The sequence below is a fragment of the Syntrophales bacterium genome (assembly GCA_026417625.1).
In the GTDB taxonomy this organism is placed as follows: Bacteria; Desulfobacterota; Syntrophia; order Syntrophales; family UBA8958; genus JAOACW01.
The window spans coordinates 17,117-40,537 of the sequence record JAOACW010000003.1 but is presented as its reverse complement, the minus strand read 5'-3'; the positions used below and the strand labels follow the sequence as shown (position 1 = coordinate 40,537).

Here is a 23,421-nt window from a genome sequence, read left to right as displayed (position 1 = left end):
TGAGGTTCTCCAGAACCATGTCAGAGAGTCAAAAGATAAAAAGGTGGATCAATGTCGCCTTTAATAGGATGGATGCGCACTTTGGAAATCTTCACTGGTGGCCTGGAGACTCTAAAATAGAGATAATAGTAGGTGCTATACTTACGCAAAATACCGCGTGGAGTAACGTGGAAAAAGCCATAACAAATCTCAAGAAACACGAAGTCTTATTCCCCCAGTCACTCCTGGATATCTCCCTCGAAAGGCTTAAAAATCTCATCCGCCCTGCCGGGTTCTACAACGTAAAAGCTATAAGGTTAAAAAATTTTGTGCACTGGCTCTACGAACACTACGAAGGAAGGTTAGAGAAGATGTTTGAAGAAAATGCCCCTGTTCTTCGCTCAAAGCTCCTCCAAATCAAAGGCATTGGTGACGAAACAGCAGACAGCATTCTTCTATATGCAGGTGAGAAACCAGTTTTTGTAATCGACTCGTATACCCGACGGATACTGGATAGACACAAAATAATGCCAGAAAATACACCCTATAGAACTCTTCAATTGCTATTTACGGAAAACTTGCCCCTAGATGCCCAGCTCTTCAAACAATACCACGCCCTTCTCGTAGAGACAGGCAAACAGTACTGCAATAAGAAACCTAAATGTGAAAGTTGTCCCCTAAATGACCTCCTGCCTTCAAATCAACTTTGAGAGTTCTGAAACGAAAACATCGTACGTCTTTTTATCAAACAGAACAAACCTGACCAGCTCAATACCTTCGTGTTCCCTAAGAAACTCAATAACTGTCTTAAGAGCGATCCGGGCTGCCTCATCCACGGGATAGCCATAAGCTCCTGTGCTAATAGCAGGAAATGCAACGCTCTTAAGGTTCCTCTCCTGCGCAATTTTTAAACTCGAGCGATAGGCACTACTCAAAAGCTCTGCTTCCCCCTTGTTCCCCCCTTGATAAACGGGACCAACGGCATGTATCACGTAACGCGCTTTTAAATTCCCCCCAGTGGTAATAACAGCCTGTCCCGTAGGACAACCTCCAATCTTTCTGCATTCCTCCATGATAGCCGGCCCGCCAGCGCGATGGATGGCTCCATCTACCCCCCCACCAACAGCAAGGCTGGAATTTGCCGCGTTTACAATTGCCTCTGTCTCCTCTTTGGTAATATCACCCTGAACAAGTGAAATCACCGCTTTTCCAACTTTAAACTCCACCGTTTCACCCCTTCGATAATTTAATTTGATTCAAAAACGGGAAAACCCTCACCATAGACTAACATTCTGTACGTCTTTTCAATACGATCCCAATTCTCCTCCCTGTCTAATGACCAGTAGCGACCAATCACGGACACTACTTTACCCACACCTATCTTTTTGCAAAACATTTCCAGATCACGGATGTACCGCGTCCCACTCTCTGGCAGCTCTCCCCTCCTTCCCAGCATAGCATGGATGTACACTTTTTCAATACCCTCCTGTTTTGCCATTTCCAACAGAGCATAAAGATGTTTAAGTGAACCATGGGAACTGAAAAAAGAAACTATACCCATAAGATGTAGCGCCGATGCTCTTTCCTTTACAGCAGCCATTATCCTCTTGAGGGTTTCATTCTTGTAAATATGACCCCGCTCCACCGATCTGTCAATTTTGAGGCGGTCCGATAGAATCACTCTCCCCGCACCCAAGTGGAGATGACCAGCCTCAGAATTTCCTACAGTGCCAGGGGGTAGTCCCACATATTCGCCCGCTGCCTTAAGCAGTGAAAAAGGATAGCTGTTCAAGAGATGATCCATAACAGGAGTGTGGGCGGATGCAATGAGATTACCCTTTTTCCCTTTCCGATATCCCCATCCATCGAGTATTATCATCAAAATACACTTAAAACCAGAACATCCGTAGGAGCCTCTAATAAGCGACCTACCCGTCATTAAGCGGGGCTTCTCAAGACCAAACAAGCTTAGAACCGTTGGAGCCACATCAATCAGAGACCCTTCAGGTATGACATCTACAATACCAGAGGGCGGGACAATGATAAACGGTACAGGACTATCCGTGTGTCCCGTGTCAACACTTCCATCGGGATATAACCATTTTTCCACGGTACCGTGATCAGCTGTTATGACTACCCATACTCCCTGTTGCTTTGCCGCTTCGACAAGTGTACCTGTCGCTTTATCAACCGCTTCTACAGCCTTCAAAATCGCTTCTCTGTTCTCCACGTGTCCTACTACATCCACATTCGGAAAGTTAACCACAATAAAGTCGTAAATAGAATCTTCGAGGACCCCTAACGTTTTCTCAATTATTCCATGAATAGACATTTCTGGTGCCTCATCGAAAAGAACCACATCCTTCCTCGTAGGAACTATAATTCGATCCTCTCCCTCAAAATGTTCCCATCTCTTACCATTAAAAAAATAACCTATGTGAATAGCCTTTTCGGCTTCCGTGATCTTGACCTGCCTCTTGCCGGCAATGGACAAAACTTCACATAGTGTTTCACAGATTGGCCCTTCGCTTGGGAAAATAACCTCTACTGGCAGCTCTGGTGCATACTCTATCATTGTAGCGAATAGTAGATCATTAAACTTGACAATGGGGAAAACATCGAAATTTCTATCCACAAAACACCTTGTTAGTTCTATCTCCCTCTCCCCTCTTATATTATAAAAAATAACTGCGTCACCATCCCTAACTCGTCCTAAAGGACCTGAATCCCCTACGAGCACCCGCGGCTCAAGCGTTTCATCTTCTTCTCCCATCATGTAAGCTCTTTTAACTGCGTCAGCCATTGCACACTTAGAGTGAAAAGACACCATAACCCACCAAAGATTCCTCAAAGTTTTATTTTGCAATACAACAGATCCCCAAAAGAGTGAAGAATGAGTTTTGGGGTTGAACGTTCCACTATAAAATGTTAGTAATCTTAAAAAAATCATAATGTAAAATGACAGACAAGTCTCCAGAGGAGAAAATCCAGGAAGAAATTCTAAAAGAAAAAGCGGAGGTCCTCGGCCGTACAGGTTCAAAATTAGACGAAGCCCTTTTAAAGCTCAAACAAATTGAAGAAATTATCAAGGAAAGAAAACTAGCTCTCGAGAAGCTAGAAGAAATCCATGCGAATAGCGATCTAGAAGTAAAAGAATTGAGGGGAAAGATAATCGAAGCGATTAATCGCGATATACAAGTATACAATAAGCAGAGGGAATACGCCAAACTACGCTACTACTATTTAATTGTAACGAGAGAGGCCCTGGGTTTTCGACGCCACCACAGAGTAGAAGAGATTTATAAGATACCACCGAAAATGAGATACATTGAAAAAAAATAATAATGATTGACCGATTCCGAAAACAGCGCCAAAAAATGGTAGAAACACAGATCAGGGCCCGGGGCATAAGGGATGAGAGGGTACTTTCTGCAATGGAAAAAATTCCCCGACATCTCTTTGTTGAGGAAGCCCTTGCAGATCAAGCTTATAACGACAATCCCCTCCCAATTGGAGAAGGGCAAACCATATCTCAACCATATATAGTTGCTCTAATGACAGAAGCCCTCGCCCTCACGGGGAAGGAAAAGGTGCTCGAGATCGGCACTGGTTCAGGTTACCAGACAGCTATTCTGGCTGAACTCTGCGATTCCGTATTCAGTATTGAAAGAATTGCATCCCTGGCAAATGCAGCCAGAAAGATACTCGACCAGCTTGGTTACTATAACGTTGCTATAAGGGTGGGGGATGGCACACTCGGCTGGAAAGAGGAAGCCCCTTTTGATGCGATAATAGTCACCGCAGGAGCGCCACGTATCCCCAAAACCTTAGTGGAACAGCTGGTCACTGGGGGGAGAATGGTCATCCCTGTTGGTGGAAGGTTCTCGCAGGAGCTCATAAAGATAACAAAAAAATCGGAAAACTCCGATGATATAATTAAAGAACACCTCTGTGGATGCCGTTTCGTGGACCTTATAGGCGAATACGGATGGAAAGGCTGAAAACCACCTTTCCCTTTTCTGATGAGTGCAAAATCTTTGAAAAGCAAGTACTTCAATCAGATCATATCAAAATTCGCAAAAGCTTTACTAATAGTTATCTTCACAGTTCCTATCGCCTGCTGCAGTTCAAATGTAAAAGGAATTTACCACGTGGTTAGAAGCGGCGAAACTCTGAAGGATATAGGAGAGAATTATAACGTAAGTCCCGAAGAGATTTCCCGGATTAATAGAATCAAAAATACAGAAACACTCAAGGAAGGTAAGGTACTTTTCATACCCCAAACGGGGAGTCGTATCACAAATGGCAAGCCACAGAAAAAAGATCCCCAAACCCCAAAGAAGGTGGTAACAGCAAAGAAAACAAATTCGACAGTTCATACAAAGGAAAAACAAGCTGTTTCAGATGCGGTATCAAATAAACATCATACACAACTACCAGAAGAGAAACCTCCAAAAATAACACCAGAGGTTGATAAAACGAGGCGGGAATCTCCAGGAAAGGTAGAATTTATATGGCCCATCAAAGGGAAGGTAACATCCCGTTACGGTCTCCAACCAGATGGAACCATCCACAACCACATCTGTATCACGACACAGTCTGACAATTCGGTTCATGCTGCTGCATCTGGTAAAGTAATCTTTTCAAATTTCCTTAAAGACTTCGGTGGTACCATTATTATTAAGCATGATGAACGCTATGCTACTGTCTACACCCACCTTAAGCATCTGAAAGTTAGAACAGGACAGAGAGTGAAAAAGGGTGAGATAATAGGGACAGCAAGTCCCTCAAATAGAAAAGGAGAATCGTTCATTCACTTCGAAATAAGGTACAACAACAAACCTCAAAACCCCCTTTCCTTTTTGCCGGGATAACTTTATATTAGTCTAAATATCGAAGATAGGGAGGGATGAATAATTGTGTCATTTATCTTTTGAGGTTGGTCCAATTCGCCCACCCAGTGAATCGGAAAGTCTCTTAATAAGAGTAACGAGAAATTGCCCGTGGAACAGATGTGCCTTCTGCCATACATACAAAGGACAACGCTTTGAACTACGTACCGTTCAGGAAATAAAAAGAGATATAGATACCGTGAAGGCTATAGTTGATGAAATAAAAACACTCTCATGGAGTATAGGTGAAGGTGGTCACATCACCAACTCCGTTCTCAGGAGAGTGTACACTAACGAAGAAAAGTACGGTGAACCTCACAGATACGTCTGTTTTTGGCTATACTCAGGGGGAAAAACTGTATTCATTCAAGATGCTGACTCCCCGATTATAAAAACTGACGATCTGGCAGAGATACTTGAGTACATAAGAACATCCTTCCCTTACGTGGAACGTATAACATCTTACTGCCGTGCTAAAACAGCCTCACGGAAATCCACAGAAGAGTGGAAACGTTTAAAAAGCGCAGGTCTTTCCCGAATCCACATAGGGATGGAGAGCGGGAACGATGAGGTACTTAACTTTATCAACAAAGGTGTAACTGCAAGGGAAATCATTGAGGGGAGCAGAAAAATAAAAGAAGCAGGAATTGAACTTTCGGAATACGTTATGCCTGGCCTTGGTGGCAAAACGTGGAGCGCTGCCCACGCTGCAGACACAGCAAAAGTGCTAAATGCTATTAATCCCGATTTCATAAGACTCAGAACACTCCAGATAGTAAAGGGAACTCCCCTTTACGAGAAGTTCCAGAAAGGAGAGTTCGAAAAATTGAATGAGGATGAAACACTCCTGGAAATAAAAGATTTTCTAACAAGACTAGAAGGCATCACAAGTTGGGTCGTAAGTGATCATATCCTTAACCTTCTTGAAGAGATAGAGGGGAAACTGCCGGGAGACAAAGAAAAAATGATCGAGGTTATTGACAAATACTTTGATTTATCCCCCGAGGATAGACTGGTGTTCCGCGTGGGAAGACGTATGGGGGTATGGGGAAAACTATCCGATATTAACGACAAATACATCTACCAGCGAATAAAAAATATAATAGATTCTTACAGCAGCGGGGAGCCTGAACGCTTGGATAGAGATCTGGATTACATAAAAGAGAGGTATATATGATCTTGACAATTATTGGATTTTAATTATAAAATAGCTAATTCGAAATAAATAAAATTCGGTGGTTAGGGGATGTTTAAGGTAGGAGATTTAGCTGTTTATCCAGCCCAAGGCGTGGGTGTAATTGAAGCAATCGAAAAAAAGGAAATCATGGGAAACAAAGAAGAGTTTTATGTAATAAAGATAATGGGAAATGGCATGAAGATAATGGTACCTGTGAAAAGTGCGAAATCTGTAGGCCTCAGAGAAGTCATATCTGAATCTGAAATACCAAAAATTTACGAGATTCTAAAAAGCAAAGACGTAACTATTGATAAACAAACCTGGAATAAGCGTTACAGATCGTATCTAGAAAAGATAAAATCAGGTTCCGTTTATGAAATTGCAAAGGTTCTCCGGGACCTTGCGATTCTGAAAAATGACAAGAATCTCTCCTTCGGAGAGAGGAAAATGTTAGACACAGCTAAAAAACTTCTCGTAAAAGAAATATCAATTGCAACAAATTCTGACGAGGAAAAGGTAGAACAGGATATAAAGTCTATCTTCACATTGCAATGAACCCCAGATTGCAACGATATTAAAGAGTTAATTAGTAAGATTCCTACCCAAATATTCACTTGTAAACTAACCCAAAGAGGAGTAAGTTCAATACAATAACATGCTATTTAGAAGAAAATTCCAAGAAAGGAGGTGAATAGGGGTGGTAATACGTTTAATTCTTGTTTTGGCATGCTCTATTAGTGGCTTTTTTATCGCTTATTTTTCATCCCCGTCCAGTCCGTTCCCTACGTTGGGCTGGTGGGCAAAACCCATTGGATTCATTGCAGGGTTGTTAATAGCACTCTTTGTAATTAAACTTGAAAAGGATATCAGAAAACTCAACCTCAGGGTAATCCTGGGTGGTGTGAGTGGGATGATCATTGGTTTAGTCATAGCGCTTCTTTTAGCACACGGACTGAACTTCGTTGGGAAAATCAAGGAGAATCAAGCTATAATACCTTGGGTTTACGTGCTTCTATCCGGAATTATGGCTTATTTAGGATTGGTCATAGGCGCAAAAAAGGTAGAGGAGATAAACATCTTCGTGCTGGATCGCCTCCAAAGTCCACAACAGGCCCGTATTTTGGATACGAGCGTGATTATCGATGGGAGAATTGCGGATATCTGCGCCACTGGATTTATAGAAGGGACATTGCTTGTACCTCGTTTTGTGTTGAACGAGCTACAACACATCGCTGATTCTTCCGACTCTACTAAAAGAGCAAGAGGACGCCGAGGATTAGACATACTGAACCGCATGCAGAAGATTCCCGGAATAAGCATAGAGATAGTTGATCAGGATTTTCCCAAAATCAAGGGCGTTGATGCTAAACTTGTAGCATTGGCTCAGAAGCTGAGGGGTGTGATCTTAACAAATGATTTCAATCTCAATAAGGTGGCAGAATTACAGGGAGTCAAAATACTGAACGTAAACGAATTAGCAAATGCCCTAAGACCTGTAGTCCTACCGGGTGAATCCATGAGTGTTAAAATTATAAAGGAAGGTAAAGAGCCAGGTCAGGGTGTTGGTTATATGGACGATGGCACAATGATCATAGTTGACCAGGGCCATAATTACATAGGTCAGACCGTTGAAGTAACTGTTACAAGTGTTTTACAAACAGCAGCGGGAAGGATGATATTCACAGAGCTCAAATCGTCGCCAGCTGATAAGAAAACAATGGGGCTCGCCGCGGTTAAATCTTGAATTTTACTGCAAAGGAGAAGAGTATAATACATTAAGTCACGTGAATTTAAAAGCTGTTGCGGTAGTAGTTGCAGGGGGTTCCGGTGAGAGGATGGGTTCACTGGAACCTAAACAATATCTTCTTCTAAAAGGAATCCCCATATTAGCTCATACTTTAAAACACTTTGAATCGTCGCCATCAATCGAAAGTGTGATAGTGGTAGTGCCCCCTGAAGATGAAGAGAAATTCAAAGTAGACATAGTTATCCCTCACAACCTATCAAAAATAAGAGCAATAGTACCTGGAGGGAAAAAGAGGCAGGATTCCGTGTGGAATGGACTTCTTGCAACAGATCCTGATGCCGATGTGATAGTTATACATGATGGAGTTAGGCCTCTGATTACCGCTAAGACAATTGAAGAATGCATAAAACTGGCCGCTGTTAAAGGAGCAGTAATCGTGGGTTTGCCCGTCCATGAAACCATAAAAACCTGCTCTAATGAAGGGATTGTTGTGGGAACAGTACCACGCGACAACCTGTGGATCGCTCAGACCCCCCAAGCCTTCCGTCGGGAGATCATTATGCAAGCGTATACCCAGGCTCTAAAAAATGGGATATATGGGACGGACGACGCAAGTCTAGTGGAGAGAATCGGTTTCCCCATACAGATAATACGAGGTGAATCGACAAACATCAAAATCACCACTCCCTACGATCTGATACATGCGAATTTGATACTTTCAGGATTAGAGAAATATCATGATTAGGGTTGGCATTGGATACGACAGCCACCGCTGGCAAATTGGAAGAAAATTGATTTTGGCCGGTATAGAAATACCTTCAAATTCGGGTTTGTTGGGTCATTCCGATGCCGATGTGATCTGTCATGCTATCGGTGATGCCATCTTAGGATCAATCAGTGAAGGTGATATAGGATCTCACTTCCCACCTAATGATCCCCGTTGGAAAGATGCACCCAGTACGGTAATCCTCAGCAAAATATGTGACATTGCGCGAAAAAAAGGCTACCGTATCAACAATATGGATGTAACTGTTATTCTTGAACATCCCCATCTTCAAAAATATATACCAGAAATGATCGATAGTCTGTCTAAAATCGTGATGATTGATAAGAACCGCATCAGCATTAAAGCAAAAACTAACGAAGGCATGGGTTTCATTGGTCGAGGTGAAGGTGTTGCAGCCATGGCCGTGGTTACCGTAAAGTGTGAAAATGATTGACTCCATGGAAAAGGTCAGAGTTCGCTTCGCACCCGCTCCCACAGGGAACTTGCACATTGGCAACGCAAGAACAGCCCTCTTCAACTGGTTGTTCGCTAAAAAAAACACCGGGCAATTCATACTTCGCATCGAAGACACAGATCAAACACGCACAGACCCTCTTTATGAAAAGCAGATCATGGAAGACCTTCGATGGATGGGTCTGTTTTGGGACGAAGGTCCAGATATCGGTGGGCCTTACGGTCCATACCGCCAGAGCGAAAGACTACCCATATACAAACTGTACCTGCGCCAACTTCAGGAAAAGGACGCAGTCTATCCATGCTACTGCTCAGAAGAAGAACTGGAAATGGAAAGAAAAGTACAGCTAGCCCGTGGGCAACCACCGCGATATTCCGGTAAATGCAGGAATTTAAGCGATCACGAAAGATTAAAACTGACGGAAAAAGGAGTAAAACACACCTGGCGATTTAAAATAGATGGGGGAGCAATCACCTTCCAGGACCTCATCCGCGGATCGATGAGATTTCACTCGGAAACCCTGGGCGACTTTATAATCATCCGATCCAACGGAACGCCTGCCTACAATTTCGCCTGTGTAGTAGATGATCATCTCATGAAAATAACTCACGTAATCAGAGGAGAGGACCACCTTACCAACACCGCTTATCAATTAATGATATACAAGGCTTTTAATTGGGTCCCTCCCCTTTTCGCCCACCATGCACTAATTCTAGATAAAAACGGAACGAAGTTCAGCAAAAGTGAGAGAGCAACATCAGTTCACCACTTTCGCGATAAAGGAATCCTGTCAGAAGCTTTCGTGAACTATCTGTCTACATTGGGAGTTGCTTCGAAAAACGGGAAAGAAATAAAGAATTTGCAGGAGATAATTCATTCGTTCAATCTGAAACACATAGGTAAAAGTGGAGCGATATTTGATGAACAAAAGTTAAAATGGTTCAATGTTCAGCACTTACGACAATTGAAGCCACAGGAAGTTTTGCGGCGATTATTGGCCCTGAACCAACAAAACACAGAATTTTTCTCGAACGAAAACGAGAAAATTGAAAAGATGGTTAGCGTTGTTTTGGGTAATGCTGCAACATTGAGAGATGTGGAATCCTATATGCAAATATTCAGCGATAAATCCTATTCCATTGAAACCGGTGCGTTACCCATTATAAAAAGCATCTCATCTCGCATGGTTATCTCTCATATGAAAGAGTATTTAGAGGAAACAAGTGACCCGACATTCCAAAAGTTAGTTGAGTATCTCACCAAGAAAACAGGATTAAAAGGTAAAGATTTGCTCCTTCCCATAAGGGTTGTGCTTACCGGACGTCTCCACGGGCCTGAACTAGATAGGATTTTCCCCCTTCTCCCTCTCGACTTGATAAAAAAACGCCTTGAAATGTCGCTTAAGCAATAAAAAGAGGGGCACGCTTAACGAAGCCCCTCTCCCATTCATATGTCAATTCTATCAAAGGGGAATGTTGTTGTGTTTCTTGGGAAGCCTAATTTCTTTTTTGTCTTTTAACGCCTCAAGTAGCACAACTACTCTCTTGCGTGTATCTCGTGGGGCGATTATCTCGTCAATACTACCGATGCTCGCGGCAAAGTAGGGATTATTAAACTGTTCTTCATATGCCTCAATCAACTCTGACCTCTTCGCCTCGGGATCCTCCGCACTGGCAATCTCCCTTCTGTATATGATGTTGCAAGCTCCCTCCGCTCCCATAACGGCGATTTCTGCAGTAGGCCAGGCCATAACATAATCCGCACCTAGATATTTGCTGCACATACCTATGTACGCGCCACCGTAATCCTTTCTAGTTACAACTGTAATCTTAGGAACAGTGGCTTCCGAATAGGCATGAAGGAGTTTTGCCCCGTGGCTTATAATACCCGACCATTCCTGCTCAGTGCCGGGCATATATCCGGGAACGTCGGCAAAAGTAAGAAGGGGAATGTTAAAGGCATCGCAAAATCGGATGAAACGGGACGCCTTGTCAGAAGCATTAACATCAAGCACACCTGCATTGTATCGTGGATTATTTGCGATCACACCAACTGGCATACCCATGATCCTTATGAATGCAACAATGATGTTTCGTGCCCAGAGTTCATGGGGCTCGAAAATCTCATTATTGTCAGCCACTGCCTTTATAACCTCCTTCATATCATACCCGCGTGTGGGTCTGTCGGGAATGATCTTGTCAAGCTCAGGACATTCCCGATCGGGATTATCCGTGCTTGGTATAACGGGCAAAGGACTGTGGCAACTATCGGGCAGGTATGATAACAGCTTCTTTATCTTCTCAATGCAATCCACATCGTTTTCTGTTGCAAAATGACATACCCCACTCTTTGTCGCATGGGCCAGAGCTCCTCCCAACTCATCATGGGTCACCTCCTCACCGATCACAGCTTTGATGACATCAGGCCCAGTAATGTACATGTATGATGTTTTTTTCACCATAAAGACCCAATCGGTGAGGGCTGGAGAATACACAGCACCTCCCGCTGTTGGCCCCATTATAGCGGTAATCTGAGGAATATACCCCGAACACAGCGTGTTCCTGTAAAAGATACCGCCGTAACCATCAAGAGCTGGTACGCCTTCTTGAATGCGCGCTCCTCCTGAATCATTCAGAGAGACAAAGGGTTTACGAGCTGCCATTGCCATATCCATTATCTTCCATATTTTCTTTGCATGCATCTCACCGAGACTACCACCGGCACTCGTAAAATCTTGTGCTGCAGCGAAAACTGTTCTTCCATTCACAGTACCGAAACCCACGATAACTCCATCGGCGTTAATCACCTTCTTGTCCAGCCCAAAAAGTGTGGACCGGTGCTTCACAAACAGCTGAACTTCCTGAAACGATCCCCTGTCAAAAAGCAGATCCAGACGTTCACGCGCTGTTAATTTGCCCAATTCATGCTGCTTGGCAATCATTGCTTCGCCACCCATACGCATAAGGGCATCCCTGCGGGCTTCGAATTCTCGAATTTTCTCTTCCGTTTTCTTAAGTACCTCTTTCGCCATAAAACAACCCTCTCCTAATTATTTTTTGACCGCTTTGCATATATACGCTTGACCTATTACCGTATTTAGGTATAGGAACAAAAAGTTCGAAAGTATGTGGCCCAAATCCCCACAGGGCGTTAAGCCAAATTTGAAAATTATAATATCCAGTTTTTCCCAATTATGCAACGAAGATTAAATAAGGAGGCCTTATGAAGTTCATAGATCAATTGGATCTCAAAGGAAAGAGAGTGCTGTGCAGATTTGATTACAATGTACCCCTCGATGCCATGCAAAACATAACGGATGACACCCGCATACGTGCAAGTTTACCAACAATAAACTATGCTCTCGACGAAGGAGCAAAGGTGATAATAATCTCCCACCTAGGGCGTCCCAAGGGTAAAAGGAAACCCGAATTAAGCCTCCTCCCCGTATGTAAACGTCTGTCCCGGCTTCTGCAAAAAGAAGTAAAAATGGCAAACGATTGCATTGGACCAGAGGTAGAACATCTCGTTGAATCTATGAAACCAGGGGATGTGTTAATGCTGGAAAATCTCCGATTTCACCCTGAAGAGGAACAAAACGACGACGAATTTGCGAAGAAACTCGCCTCATTAGCGGACGTTTACATTGACGATGCCTTCGGCAACGCCCATAGAGCCCACGCGTCAAACGTGGCTATTACAAAGTTCGTCAAAGAATGCGCTGGTGGTTTTCTAATGAAAAAAGAACTGAATTACTTTCAGCGCTGTCTTGAAAATCCCGCAAGACCCTTCGTTGCCATAATTGGTGGATCTAAAGTATCAGACAAACTTGCGACTCTAATTAACCTAATAACCAAGGTGGATAAAATGATAATCGGTGGTGGGATGGCGTTCACATTCCTAAAAGCACAGGGATACGAAGTAGGAAGGTCAATTGTGGAGGACAACCTCATCCCAGCGGCAAAAGAGGTCATGAACAAAGCAAAAGAATTAGGGGTGCGTTTCTATCTTCCCGTCGATTGCGTAATGGCCGAAAATATGAGTCCCAACGCAGAAACTAAAATCGTTCCCATACAGGAGATGAATGCAAATTGGATGGGACTGGATATCGGTCCCGCCACTATAACGCTGTTCACAGAAGCACTCAGTAACGCAAAAACCATAGTTTGGAACGGTCCGATGGGCGTCTTTGAAATTGACGCTTTCAGTCGCGGAACTTCGGCACTTGTTCATAGCATAGCAAATTCCTATGCGATAACCATAGTGGGAGGCGGAGACACAGACGTGGCCGTCCACAAAACAGGAGAAAGTGACAAAATCACCTATATCTCAACGGGAGGAGGTGCCTTCCTGGAACTACTTGAAGGAAAAAAGCTTCCAGCTGTAGCTGCACTTGAGAAATGTACTGAATAATAAGCATTAGCCCCATGGCGACAAAGGAACGCCTCATCAGGATGATCATCGAATACGAAGGAACAAACTACCAGGGGTGGCAGCGGCAGAAAACGGGTTTATCAATTCAACAGGTGCTGGAAGAAAAAGTTGCAATCGTCACTGGTGAACAGGTTAAAATAATTGGTGCGGGCAGAACTGATGCAGGTGTTCACGCCTTGAATCAGGTGGCAGTCTTCCGGACACAATCCAATCTTCCCTGCAAAAATATAACGGCCGGTGTTAACAGTCTGCTCCCCTCAGATATAGTTATAAAACAAACAGAAGAAGCACCACTTACCTTTCATCCCCGAAAAGATGCAAGGGCAAAAGTTTACCTCTACCAGATATACAACGGACCAACCCGTTCGGCTGTCTGGAGAAATTTCAGCTGGTACGTCCTGTATCCCCTGGATTTGAAAGCAATGCAAGTTGCCGCTTCTTACCTGGTTGGATCACACGACTTCTCCTCATTCTGTTCCACCCATACACATCTCTGCTCCTCAACGAGAACTCTAAGTAAGTTAGAAATACATAAGCTCAACGACAACAGAATACATATCACAATGGAAGCAAATGGATTCTTACGTTACATGGCGCGCATCATTACCGGAACCCTCGTAGAAGTGGGCAGAGGAAAAATGCCGCCTGATGACATACCCATAATACTCGCCGCTCGTAATAGAACGAAGGCAGGACCTACAGCCCCAGCTAAAGGACTATTTCTAAAAGAGGTAATCTATTGAAAATTCTCATTCTTGGTCACAGAGGAATGTTAGGAAGTGATCTTACAAAGAGACTGTCGATTGACTATGAAGTGACAGGTATAGGCCGAGATTATTTTGACATCACCTCCCTGCCTTCATGTGAAAAAATTTTAAGAGAGGCAAAACCTGATATTGTAATCAATGCAGTGGCATATACAGACGTTGATAAAGCAGAGAATGACAGAGAAAATTGTTTTCAAGTAAACACTCAGGGTGTAAAGCATCTTGCGATGTTATGTGGTGATAAAGCGATCCCTCTTGTACACTTCAGCACCGATTACGTTTTCGATGGAACCAAGTCCATACCTTATACAGAAGAGGATACACCTAATCCTGTAAACGTATATGGCTTGTCAAAAGCAGCAGGTGAAAAATACATAGTTCAATACTGTAAAGACTTCCTTATTATAAGAACAGCCTGGCTATACGGCCAAAACGGGCGCAATTTTGTGAAAACTATTCTGGAAATGGCGCAAAAAAAGAAAAACTTAAGGGTTGTTAGTGATCAATTCGGATCCCCAACCTGGACATGGGATCTTGCAGGTGCTGTGAAGCTCCTCCTAGAAGGGAACAAAAGAGGGATCTTCCATATAACAAATCGCGGATCGTGCAGCTGGTATGAGTTCGCCAAAAAAATACTTGCGTTCGCTGGAGTAACAGACGTACAAGTAGAACCCATTTCTTCGGTGCAACTCAACAGACCTGCCCGTAGACCTCAGTACAGCGTGTTGAGTAACCGAAAATTTGCGGAAGCAACAGGAAAAACACTACGATTTTGGCAATTCGCACTGGAAGAATTTTTAAAAAAATTCACAAAAAATTTTAGGGTCAATACTCTACCTCATTGACATTAAGGTTCATATCGTATACTGTTTACCAAAACACCCTAAATGGTATTTTACTAAAATGAAAAAGAGCCTAATCATTGCCTTCATTCTCTTCATAGTACCATACTTGCCCAAAATTGCGCTCACCCAGGAAATTGTGCAGTCCACAGGCATGGCTACCATTACGGGAAATTTAATTGATATTGCCCGTGACAAAGCACTAGACAACGCCCTCCGCAACGCCGTCGAGCAGAAAGCAGGCACGATGATCTCAGGCTTCACAGAAGTGGAAAACTTTCAGGTAAAAATGGACCAAATCCTCGCTGAATCAAAGGGTTTTATAAAGAATTACCGGATAATCTCCGAGGGACGAGAAGGATCCGTGTACAGAGTTACAGTGGAGGCGGAGGTGGAAAGTGGTAGATTGAAAGATAAATTAGAGGCAGCGCAATTAATAACTGTCCGCAAGGACAAACCTCGTCTGATGTTCATTACACACGGCAAAGAGAAGAAGGACCTACATACAGAGGCCGTTGTAACCAAGTTCTTTATTGAAAGGGGTTTCACTCTAAAAGACTACACCTCCCGAGGCGTTGATGATTATAAAGCTATAACAGCGAATCGCAATTTCGCCACAGATTTTGCAAAACGTCATGGGGCAGAGGTGCTTGTTCTGCTCTCATCCGATGACACTTCAAAGACTTTCAAAATGGGTGAAATAGAACTAACCACTCATGATGTAACCGTTTCTTACAAGATCATATATGGGGACACTGGTGAAATAATAACCGCCGGAAGTAAAAATGCAAAGGGTGACTTCATAACAGCCATAGAGACAGCCAGTAAAAATGCCTCCAAACAGATATACGAAGATATAATAGAACGGTGGTCGTCAGAATTAGCAAACGTTCTAAAAGTACAGCTTGTCCTTTCCGGACTTAATGACTTCTCTGATATTTATAAGCTCAAAAGCGAGCTAAATGAAAAGGTCAAGGGACTAAAAGCAATTTATCAGCGCAACTACAGTAACGGTATGCTCGAGATGGATCTGGAGATAAGGGGAACACTACAGGGACTGGCAGATGATCTATTACAGGTCCAGATCGGTAACAAGAAAATTTTTATTACGGGAGTTTCATCAAACAGAATAAATGCTGAAATGAAACTTCAGTAAAAAAGTACAAAGCCAAATGGGGGCTAAAATGAAAAATTATTTTAGAATTTTGCTTCTTATTTCCGTTAGTTTGATGTGTTTTGCCTGTGCACCGAGTGAACTTTACAAAATAGGGCAGGACATGATGGCCCAGAACAGACCAGATGAAGCTGTTGGTTATTTCGAACAGGCCCTAAAAGAAGACCCAGCAAATGAGGAGTACAAAGCCGCTCTTGCAAAAGCAAAGATGGAGGCAGCAATAATTTTTCACAGAAGGGCAAAAGAGAAATTCGAATCGATTGCAGATCCCACAATGGCAGATCTGGAAACTATAGCGAAACATTCCGATAAAGCTCTTAGTTACGACCCCAGAAATCCGGAAATTGTAGCCCTTAACAAAAAAATTCAGGACAAAATAAAAAGCACGCAGGAATTTTTGAAAACCACCTACGCCCAGGCAATGCAAGACATATCAAAAGAAGACTGGCTTGCCGCTATAACAAAGCTCCGCCGAATAAACCAGGTGTTTCCCAACTATGAAGATACTAGCACTCAGTTATCGAAGGCTGAGCAGGAGGGCTGTAAGCAACTGTACAAACAGGGCCTTCAAATGGCATCTCAGGAGGAATGGAGATTAGCTGCGCAATCCTTTAAAGCCATTTTGGACATTAACCCCAATTATATGGATGCAGCTAAACTCTACGAAGATGCAAAAAATAAGGACAATGTTGACTATTACAGAAATGCAGCCAAAACTGCCACCCAGAAAAAACAATGGTCCCGTGCTGTTACACTTATGGAGAAGGCATTGGAGTACCAGCCCGAAAATGGTGAACTAGCATCTGAACTAGACAAAATCAAGGAAGAAGCAGGTAAAACATGCCTCGAAGAGAGTGTGCAGCTCGCAAAAACGGGACCGCTATCTGAGGCTGTAAAGCAGATGGAATTGGCTAAGTCTTATGTACCAGTGATTACTCATGATCCATTGTATAAAAGCACCGCGAAGCTTATTGTCGATAAATTAAAAGAAAGGGCAAACAAATACATTGACAGAGAAATGTGGGGTAACGCCCTTGTCTGGTTGCAAAAGGCAGAATTACTAAACCCAGGAGATCCCGATCTCTTTCAGAAGATAATCGACGTGAAGGATAGAATAAACAAACGTATCAGGAGATCCATAGCAGTGGTGGACTTTGGGAGTCCAGCCACAAATAAAGACGCCGGTCGTATTGTTGCGGACAAACTGATATCTTTTTTGCATAAAAACGCAAGTGGCGACATACGCATTATCGAAAGGGAAAGTTTACAATCCATCCTCCGAGAACTTCAACTTGGTCAAACGGGCATTGTGGACATAAAATCAGCCCAGGCAGTGGGTAAGATGAGAGGAATTGATACATTTATCATGGGAAACGTCCTTCACTACTCCTCCAAAATGACAGATACTCCGAGTACTTCTGTGGCCAAAGTCCTCGTGGACGAGGAGGATGTAGCGAACCCCGACTTTAGTCTATGGTTAATGCAACATCCGAAACCTACTGAGGAAGAGTGGAAACTTGCCCCACCCAAAACGATTAAAAAGAGAAACTATCAGTTTATCTCATACAGGCAAGGTGTGGCAAAGGTAAACGCTATAATAGAAGTGTCCTACAAATTAGTTGATACGTTCACCGGAGAAAATATCTTTACGAACACCATATCAGGCAGAGTGGTTAAAGAGGATAAATACCAAGACGCCGTACCTGTAGCCAATATTCCTCATGATCCACTAGAACTACCCACCGAAACAGAGGTTCTTGATGATCTAACCAACGAAAAGATCAAGGAAATTGGACAGAGTGTCCTCAAACACTTTCAGAGTCTAGAAACAGTTTATTTTAACGAAGCACAGTTGCTCCAAAAAAGGAGGGATTTCGAATCCGCTATCGAAAAGTACATTGACGCTGTATACGATGAAAAACTCAAAGGTATAAATACCCCAATATCCAAAAAATCCCAGGAAGCGATCGATGAGATTATCAAATCATCGCTGAGAATCTGACGTAGTCCCTCACAAAAAGGGAGGATGGGTTGTGATACTTACAAACAGAAAAGTACAGATTGTAACCACATTAATATCTCTTATTTTTTTCCTAAGCTGGCCACTTACCCGAGCAGCCCATCCACAGCCTGCGCAGGTCAAAATATCCATTTTCAATTTTGTGGCAACTAACATAGAAGCTGCCGGCTATGGAACTACAGTATCGAATATGTTAACAAACTCCTTGAGTAGTGAAGCTACTTTTAACATCTTGGAAAAAAAAGAACTGGAATCCTTCCTCGCACTAAATGACTTACAGCAAAACGATGACCTTCAGAATGTTCTCAACATAGGTTCCCGCCTCGGGTTAGATATTATAATAACAGGATCAGTTGAGAAAAGAGGAACCATAATTGATATAAGGGCAAGTGTTATAGACATCGCTAAAAGGCGCCCGATCTACAGAAGAAAAATCAATGTTTTAGGCGATGCAGCCCTTCTATCGGAAGTAAGGAAGCTAAGTGATGATATTAAAAAGGCTGTAGCCCATAATTTACGGGTACAACACGAAGAGGAAAAAGAAGGATTGAAAGGTCCCGAGGGGATTACAGTTAGACCCGGAAGCAAACGTGTATTTCTTAAATGGAATCCACTGCCCATCCAGGTGAGTGGCTATGAAGTATTTCGCGCAAGCAAAGAGGCAGGACCTTTCGCTAAAGTGGGACAAGTTGTGAAACCTGAATTTACTGATGAGAACGTTGAGAGGAACAAAACGTATTACTATAAAATTCGACCGATAAGCATCCAAGGTGTTACTGGTGAATACTCAAATATCGTGACAGCGGAAACAGCTCCCTCGCCAAATCCCCCAGTGATTTTGTTAACGGAAAGTCACGTAAAAAGTATAACAATAACCTGGTCTCCCAACCCCATGCCTTCGGATGATCCCCTACAACTGAAAGGTTACAAAATCTACAGGTCAAAGGTGGAAGAAGGGCCATATCAAGAAATCGGTAATATCATGGGTAGAGACGTAGGACTTGGTCTCGATACCGCTTTAGACAAACTACTACGAGTGTCCTACACTGACCGCAATCTCGCCGACGGGGAAGATTACTATTACAAAATAACAGCCTACAACGAGAAAGGAATAGAGAGTGACTTTTCAAAGGCTCTAAAAGGGACAACGATCCCGCCAGTAGAAGGTCTTTCGGCAAAGGGAGATATGATTCGCGAAATAGAAGTGACCTGGAATAATCTCAATTATCCTTACATAAAAGGGTACTACGTATACAGAAGCACGTCACCAGATTCAGGCTTCATCAAAATAAAACGTCTCGATGCGCCATCAACTGATGTAAAAAAGATCGTATATATGGATAAAGAGGGTCTTGCCGACGCAACCCGGTACTACTACCGTGTTACAGCCTTTGAAACTCCTGATACAGAAACTACCCCGTCAATTACGGTTTCCGCCATAACAAAAGGCAAACCACCAGTTCCAACAGGTTTCACTGCAGTTAGCGGCCTCGTCAAAAAGGTTGAACTTTCTTGGACGCCCCTCACTGATCCCGATGTAGAAGGTTACATCCTATTCCGTTCACGGGATAGAAGCGGTAAATTTTTGGAGGTCAAAAGGATAAGAGGGCGAGAAGTCTCAAGTTACACAGATGAAGAAGAAGGTTCATCTAAATTAGAAGATGGCGTTACCTATCACTATGTACTTAAAAGTTTCAATAAAGTAGCCGTAGAAAGCGACATTTCCAACGTCGTATCTGCAACCACAAAACCGAAACCGGTTAAACCCAAAGGATTGAAGGCAGAAAGTGGCAAAGTACGCATGATTCCTCTTCATTGGGAACCCAACCCTGAAAAGGATATTGCAGTTTATCACATATACAGAACTGAAGAGAAGATAGGAAACCACTTCAACCTAATCGCAAAGGTAAAAAACAAAACGTCATACGTCGATCAGGAACTTAAAGACGGTCGCACTTATAGGTACAGAATACTAGCTGAAGACAAAGACGAGCTTAAAAGTGAATACTCTGAAGAAGTAGTGGCAACAACGAAGCCGCGACCTGAACCTCCAAAGCCAATTTCGGGAACAATCAAAAACGGTTTCATTGAAGTGAGATGGCAACACGGGAAGGAAAAGGATATTGTGGGTTATAATATCTATGAAAAAGGTTTCCTAAGAGTTGAACTTTTGGCTCAAGGGCTAAAAGATACCATATATAAAGACGAACGGCCCTTGAAAAAAGGCAAAGAGAGAACTTATGTGGTTACCGCCGTGGATGCGGATGGTTTAGAAAGTGACCTAAGTGAGGACATTGTAGTAAAAAGAGATTAACAAATCATAGATAGAACAAAAAGGAAAGTGAAGAGTATAAGATGGTTCAAAGATATATTTTAAAGTTGATTTTTGCCACAGTTTGTCTCCTCACCTTAATCACTTATGGTTGTGTCGTTGCTACCAAAGAAACCGTCATCTCTCCCGAAATAAAATCTTTTTTTCTCGGCACATATAAGGTTTACCCGTATATGGAAAAGCACATGCCCAAAACTGTGGCCGTATTACCTTTTGTAGATGTTTCTCAAAGCCAACAGGGTGCTACTGCAGTTCGGAAGGGATTCTACAATCATTTCAGTTCATTACCTTTCAAAGATATGGAACTAAAACAGGTAGACAATCTACTCGAAAAAGCAGGACTTACAGATCCCATTGAGATAAACAAGAAAACACCTCAGGAATTGGGAGCAATCTTAGGGGTGGACGCTGTCATTTATGGGGAAATATCTAACTTCGACAAGTTGTTTGCCGTGATGTACTCTCAAGTAGCTGTCGGCGCCAAAATTAAGATGTACGATACAAAATCAGGGGAACTCCTTTGGACAGGAGAACACACTGTCCGGCTTCACGAAGGTGGCATTTCATTGAATCCTATTGGAATCGCTGCCACGATTGTGGCAACGGCGATGAACGTTAGAGATATCCAACTACTTCGGGCCTGTGATGACCTATTCCGGGATATGGTGAAGACAATTCCTACTCCTAGTATTGCAGACGCACTCCGACCCCCAGAGATTACCCTACTTGTACAGGATACAAAGAACATCCCTAAAAAGGCTGGTGATGAGATACGGGTTGTAATTCAGGGAACACCTAAAAAGCAAGCCTGGTTCGATATTGGGGATTATAAAAAACACATTGAAATGTACGAACAACCTGACACTCCCGGAGTATATCTAGGTGTTTATCGGGTCGTACCTGGCGACAACGTCAGAAAGGCAGTAATCACAGGTTATTTAAGAGACGAAGCGGGGGGTACTGCCCAATGGGTTGATGCGATCGGTACGGTAACCCTTAAAACAACACCGCCTGAGAAACCGCCATACCTGAAAACGGTAGGTCGTAACGGTACCGTTCTATTGAACTGGGGAGCTTCTAAGGATTTGGAGCTTGTAGGGTACAAAATTTACAGAAGTCTCACACCGATAACTGGATATCAGGAAATTGCGAAAACTGAAACAACAGAACACAAGGACACAGGGCTCACGAATGGTACTCGGTACTACTATGCAGTGACCGCCATAGACGCTGCGGGAAATGAGAGCGAAAAGACAATAGGAATAGGTACTCCTGTAGCGCCAGGGCCAACACTTGTGAAAGATAATATTGAAGACAATGCAACCTGGTTTGCCGGTGCTAGTCCTTACATATTGGAAGGAAATGTGAAGATAATGGATAAAGCATCACTGACAGTTGAACCAGGAACAGAAATACACGCAAAAGGGGGGTCGCTCATTGTCGAAGGCAGCCTCATTGCAGAAGGAGATGGAGAGCATATAATCACATGGGATACGGCTGAAACAGGAACAAGATGGGGTGGCATTGTCTTTAGAAATACTAAGGATAAAACAAACATATTACGCTTCAATCGAATAAGAAATGCCCACCATGGTGTTAAATGCCTTTCATCATCACCTGTGATCAATGAATCTGAATTCACAGAAAACGATACTGCTATCTTCATTACTGGGGCTTTTTCATCTCCCATGATAACCAAAAATGTCATTCAAAAAAACAGAGGAACAGGTATAACTATAACTGACGGAGCCCACCCCACTGTACAGCACAACACTATAAAGGAAAACGAAAAAGAGGGTATCTACATAAAAGGCGCAGCTCCTACACTTTCGGGCAACAAAATAGTGGGCAATAAAGGTACAGGTATAACCGTCTACGAGAGTCAAGCGTCAGTTCAGGAAAACAACATCTACGATAACGAGCCGCTGAATATGCTCACGTCAATGACCGGTGATCCCGTAAACGCCATTAACAACTGGTGGGGCACAAAGGATGTCTTGGCGATCCTCAATAACCTCAAAGGACGCATCAGAATTGACTCGGTTCTTGATGCTCCCTACCCCAAGGGTAAACAAATTAACATACCCATTTTACCTTCGAAGTTGGAGGGAACAATCAAATCCGATGGATTCTTAATCTTGTCTAACAGTCCATACCTTGTTACAGGTAACGTCACAGTTGATGGTGGTGCCACAATTTACATTGAACCGGGTGTGGTTATCAAATACGATCAACGAGCAGCAATTATCATAGAAGATGGGGCCATTCATGCTAAAGGGCAACCTGATAGACCCATAGTTTTTACCGCTGCAGCAACAAGCCCAGCTCCTGGTTTTTATTCTGCAGCGGCGCGGTTTACCAAAAAAACCAAACTCAGCAGCTACTTCGCTTACTGTGACGTTCAATATGCAGAGACAGCCTTTGACATCCACTTCGGTGAGCTAGAGATTACAAATTGCTTTATTGCAAACAATGGACAAACAGGAATTTACTGCCGGAACGACGCGGCCCCCCGATCACCTACAACACGTTGACCAGAAATCACGGCGAAGGGGCAATAACCTGTGTTGGGAATTCAAGACCCAAAATCAATTACAACAACATCTATGAAAATGACTTCGCCATACAGGCCCGCTCTACCATTTACATCGATGCCCGCAACAACTGGTGGGGAAAATCCCCTCCTGATGAATCCATGATTATTGGTGACCTGGAAACAAATGTAAACATAAAACCATGGCTCGAAGCACGAGAAGAGAGAGCATATTCTGGCAAACAAGAGAAAGCTGAAAAATAGCATTGCATTGCCCGTGCTTTTC

The 23,421-nt window shown here is 43.1% G+C and carries 21 protein-coding genes; 18 read left to right on the top strand and 3 right to left on the bottom strand.

Features of this window, described 5'->3' with window-relative positions; all coding sequences use genetic code 11:
• Positions 1-17: 17 nt before the first annotated feature.
• Positions 18-689, top strand: coding sequence for an endonuclease III domain-containing protein (locus N2317_02935; protein ID MCX7816455.1), 672 nt, complete (start codon positions 18-20; stop codon positions 687-689).
• Here N2317_02935 and N2317_02930 read toward each other — a convergent pair.
• Entirely contained in the window at positions 675-1,205 is a 531-nt protein-coding gene (locus N2317_02930; protein MCX7816454.1) for an O-acetyl-ADP-ribose deacetylase, read from the bottom strand. The genes N2317_02935 and N2317_02930 overlap by 15 nt on opposite strands.
• 20 nt (positions 1,206-1,225) lie before the next feature.
• Positions 1,226-2,809 (bottom strand): alkaline phosphatase family protein, encoded by a 1,584-nt coding sequence (locus N2317_02925; GenBank protein ID MCX7816453.1) that lies wholly within the window; start codon positions 2,807-2,809, stop codon positions 1,226-1,228.
• Positions 2,810-2,937: 128 nt separating this feature from the next.
• On the opposite strand from N2317_02925, the gene N2317_02920 reads away from it, so the two are divergent.
• The 9 genes from N2317_02920 (at position 2,938) to gltX (ending at position 10,447) form a co-directional block, all read left to right on the top strand.
• Complete coding sequence (locus N2317_02920; protein MCX7816452.1) at positions 2,938-3,321, top strand: hypothetical protein; 384 nt, start codon at positions 2,938-2,940, stop codon at positions 3,319-3,321.
• Positions 3,322-3,323: 2 nt separating this feature from the next.
• Entirely contained in the window at positions 3,324-3,980 is a 657-nt protein-coding gene (locus N2317_02915; GenBank protein MCX7816451.1) for a protein-L-isoaspartate(D-aspartate) O-methyltransferase, read from the top strand.
• Between the two features lie 36 nt (positions 3,981-4,016).
• On the top strand, positions 4,017-4,853 hold the full coding sequence (locus tag N2317_02910) for a M23 family metallopeptidase (GenBank protein MCX7816450.1): 837 nt from the start codon (positions 4,017-4,019) through the stop codon (positions 4,851-4,853).
• A 43-nt stretch (positions 4,854-4,896) separates the two neighbouring features.
• Positions 4,897-6,048, top strand: a complete 1,152-nt coding sequence (locus N2317_02905; protein MCX7816449.1) for a radical SAM protein — start codon at positions 4,897-4,899, stop codon at positions 6,046-6,048.
• Positions 6,049-6,117: 69 nt separating this feature from the next.
• Entirely contained in the window at positions 6,118-6,603 is a 486-nt protein-coding gene (locus N2317_02900) for a CarD family transcriptional regulator (GenBank protein ID MCX7816448.1), read from the top strand.
• 142 nt (positions 6,604-6,745) lie between these two features.
• Positions 6,746-7,792, top strand: a complete 1,047-nt coding sequence (locus N2317_02895; GenBank protein MCX7816447.1) for a TRAM domain-containing protein — start codon at positions 6,746-6,748, stop codon at positions 7,790-7,792.
• Between the two features lie 40 nt (positions 7,793-7,832).
• Positions 7,833-8,540, top strand: a complete 708-nt coding sequence (ispD, locus tag N2317_02890; protein MCX7816446.1) for a 2-C-methyl-D-erythritol 4-phosphate cytidylyltransferase — start codon at positions 7,833-7,835, stop codon at positions 8,538-8,540.
• Positions 8,533-9,015: a 2-C-methyl-D-erythritol 2,4-cyclodiphosphate synthase gene (gene ispF, locus N2317_02885; protein MCX7816445.1), complete on the top strand. Its 483-nt coding sequence runs from the start codon at positions 8,533-8,535 to the stop codon at positions 9,013-9,015. The genes ispD and ispF overlap by 8 nt, the downstream gene beginning before the upstream one ends.
• A gap of 4 nt (positions 9,016-9,019) precedes the next feature.
• Entirely contained in the window at positions 9,020-10,447 is a 1,428-nt protein-coding gene (gene gltX, locus N2317_02880; protein MCX7816444.1) for a glutamate--tRNA ligase, read from the top strand.
• A gap of 51 nt (positions 10,448-10,498) precedes the next feature.
• On the opposite strand, the gene N2317_02875 is transcribed toward gltX, so the two are convergent.
• The gene (locus N2317_02875; protein ID MCX7816443.1) at positions 10,499-12,067 is read right to left on the bottom strand and encodes an acyl-CoA carboxylase subunit beta; all 1,569 of its coding nucleotides are present in this window, start codon (positions 12,065-12,067) and stop codon (positions 10,499-10,501) included.
• A gap of 191 nt (positions 12,068-12,258) precedes the next feature.
• Here N2317_02875 and N2317_02870 point away from each other — a divergent pair, with 191 nt between their 5' ends.
• The 8 genes from N2317_02870 to N2317_02835 are packed head-to-tail and all read left to right on the top strand — an operon-like array spanning position 12,259 to position 23,399.
• Positions 12,259-13,446 carry a phosphoglycerate kinase gene (locus N2317_02870; protein ID MCX7816442.1) on the top strand — a complete coding sequence of 396 codons (1,188 nt, stop codon included), beginning with the start codon at positions 12,259-12,261 and terminating at the stop codon, positions 13,444-13,446.
• Between the two features lie 14 nt (positions 13,447-13,460).
• Positions 13,461-14,210 (top strand): tRNA pseudouridine(38-40) synthase TruA, encoded by a 750-nt coding sequence (gene truA / locus N2317_02865; protein MCX7816441.1) that lies wholly within the window; start codon positions 13,461-13,463, stop codon positions 14,208-14,210.
• A complete protein-coding gene (rfbD, locus tag N2317_02860) occupies positions 14,207-15,079 on the top strand; it encodes a dTDP-4-dehydrorhamnose reductase (GenBank protein MCX7816440.1) in 873 nt (290 codons plus the stop codon). Before truA ends, rfbD begins: the two co-directional genes overlap by 4 nt.
• A 58-nt stretch (positions 15,080-15,137) precedes the next feature.
• Positions 15,138-16,232 (top strand): flagellar assembly protein T N-terminal domain-containing protein, encoded by a 1,095-nt coding sequence (locus N2317_02855; GenBank protein MCX7816439.1) that lies wholly within the window; start codon positions 15,138-15,140, stop codon positions 16,230-16,232.
• A 28-nt stretch (positions 16,233-16,260) separates the two neighbouring features.
• Entirely contained in the window at positions 16,261-18,252 is a 1,992-nt protein-coding gene (locus N2317_02850) for a tetratricopeptide repeat protein (protein MCX7816438.1), read from the top strand.
• 31 nt (positions 18,253-18,283) lie between these two features.
• Positions 18,284-20,584, top strand: coding sequence for a hypothetical protein (locus N2317_02845; GenBank protein ID MCX7816437.1), 2,301 nt, complete (start codon positions 18,284-18,286; stop codon positions 20,582-20,584).
• Between the two features lie 41 nt (positions 20,585-20,625).
• The gene (locus tag N2317_02840) at positions 20,626-23,136 is read left to right on the top strand and encodes a DUF799 family lipoprotein (GenBank protein ID MCX7816436.1); all 2,511 of its coding nucleotides are present in this window, start codon (positions 20,626-20,628) and stop codon (positions 23,134-23,136) included.
• Positions 23,133-23,399, top strand: a complete 267-nt coding sequence (locus N2317_02835; GenBank protein MCX7816435.1) for a hypothetical protein — start codon at positions 23,133-23,135, stop codon at positions 23,397-23,399. Before N2317_02840 ends, N2317_02835 begins: the two co-directional genes overlap by 4 nt.
• The last annotated feature ends 22 nt before the right edge of the window (positions 23,400-23,421 follow it).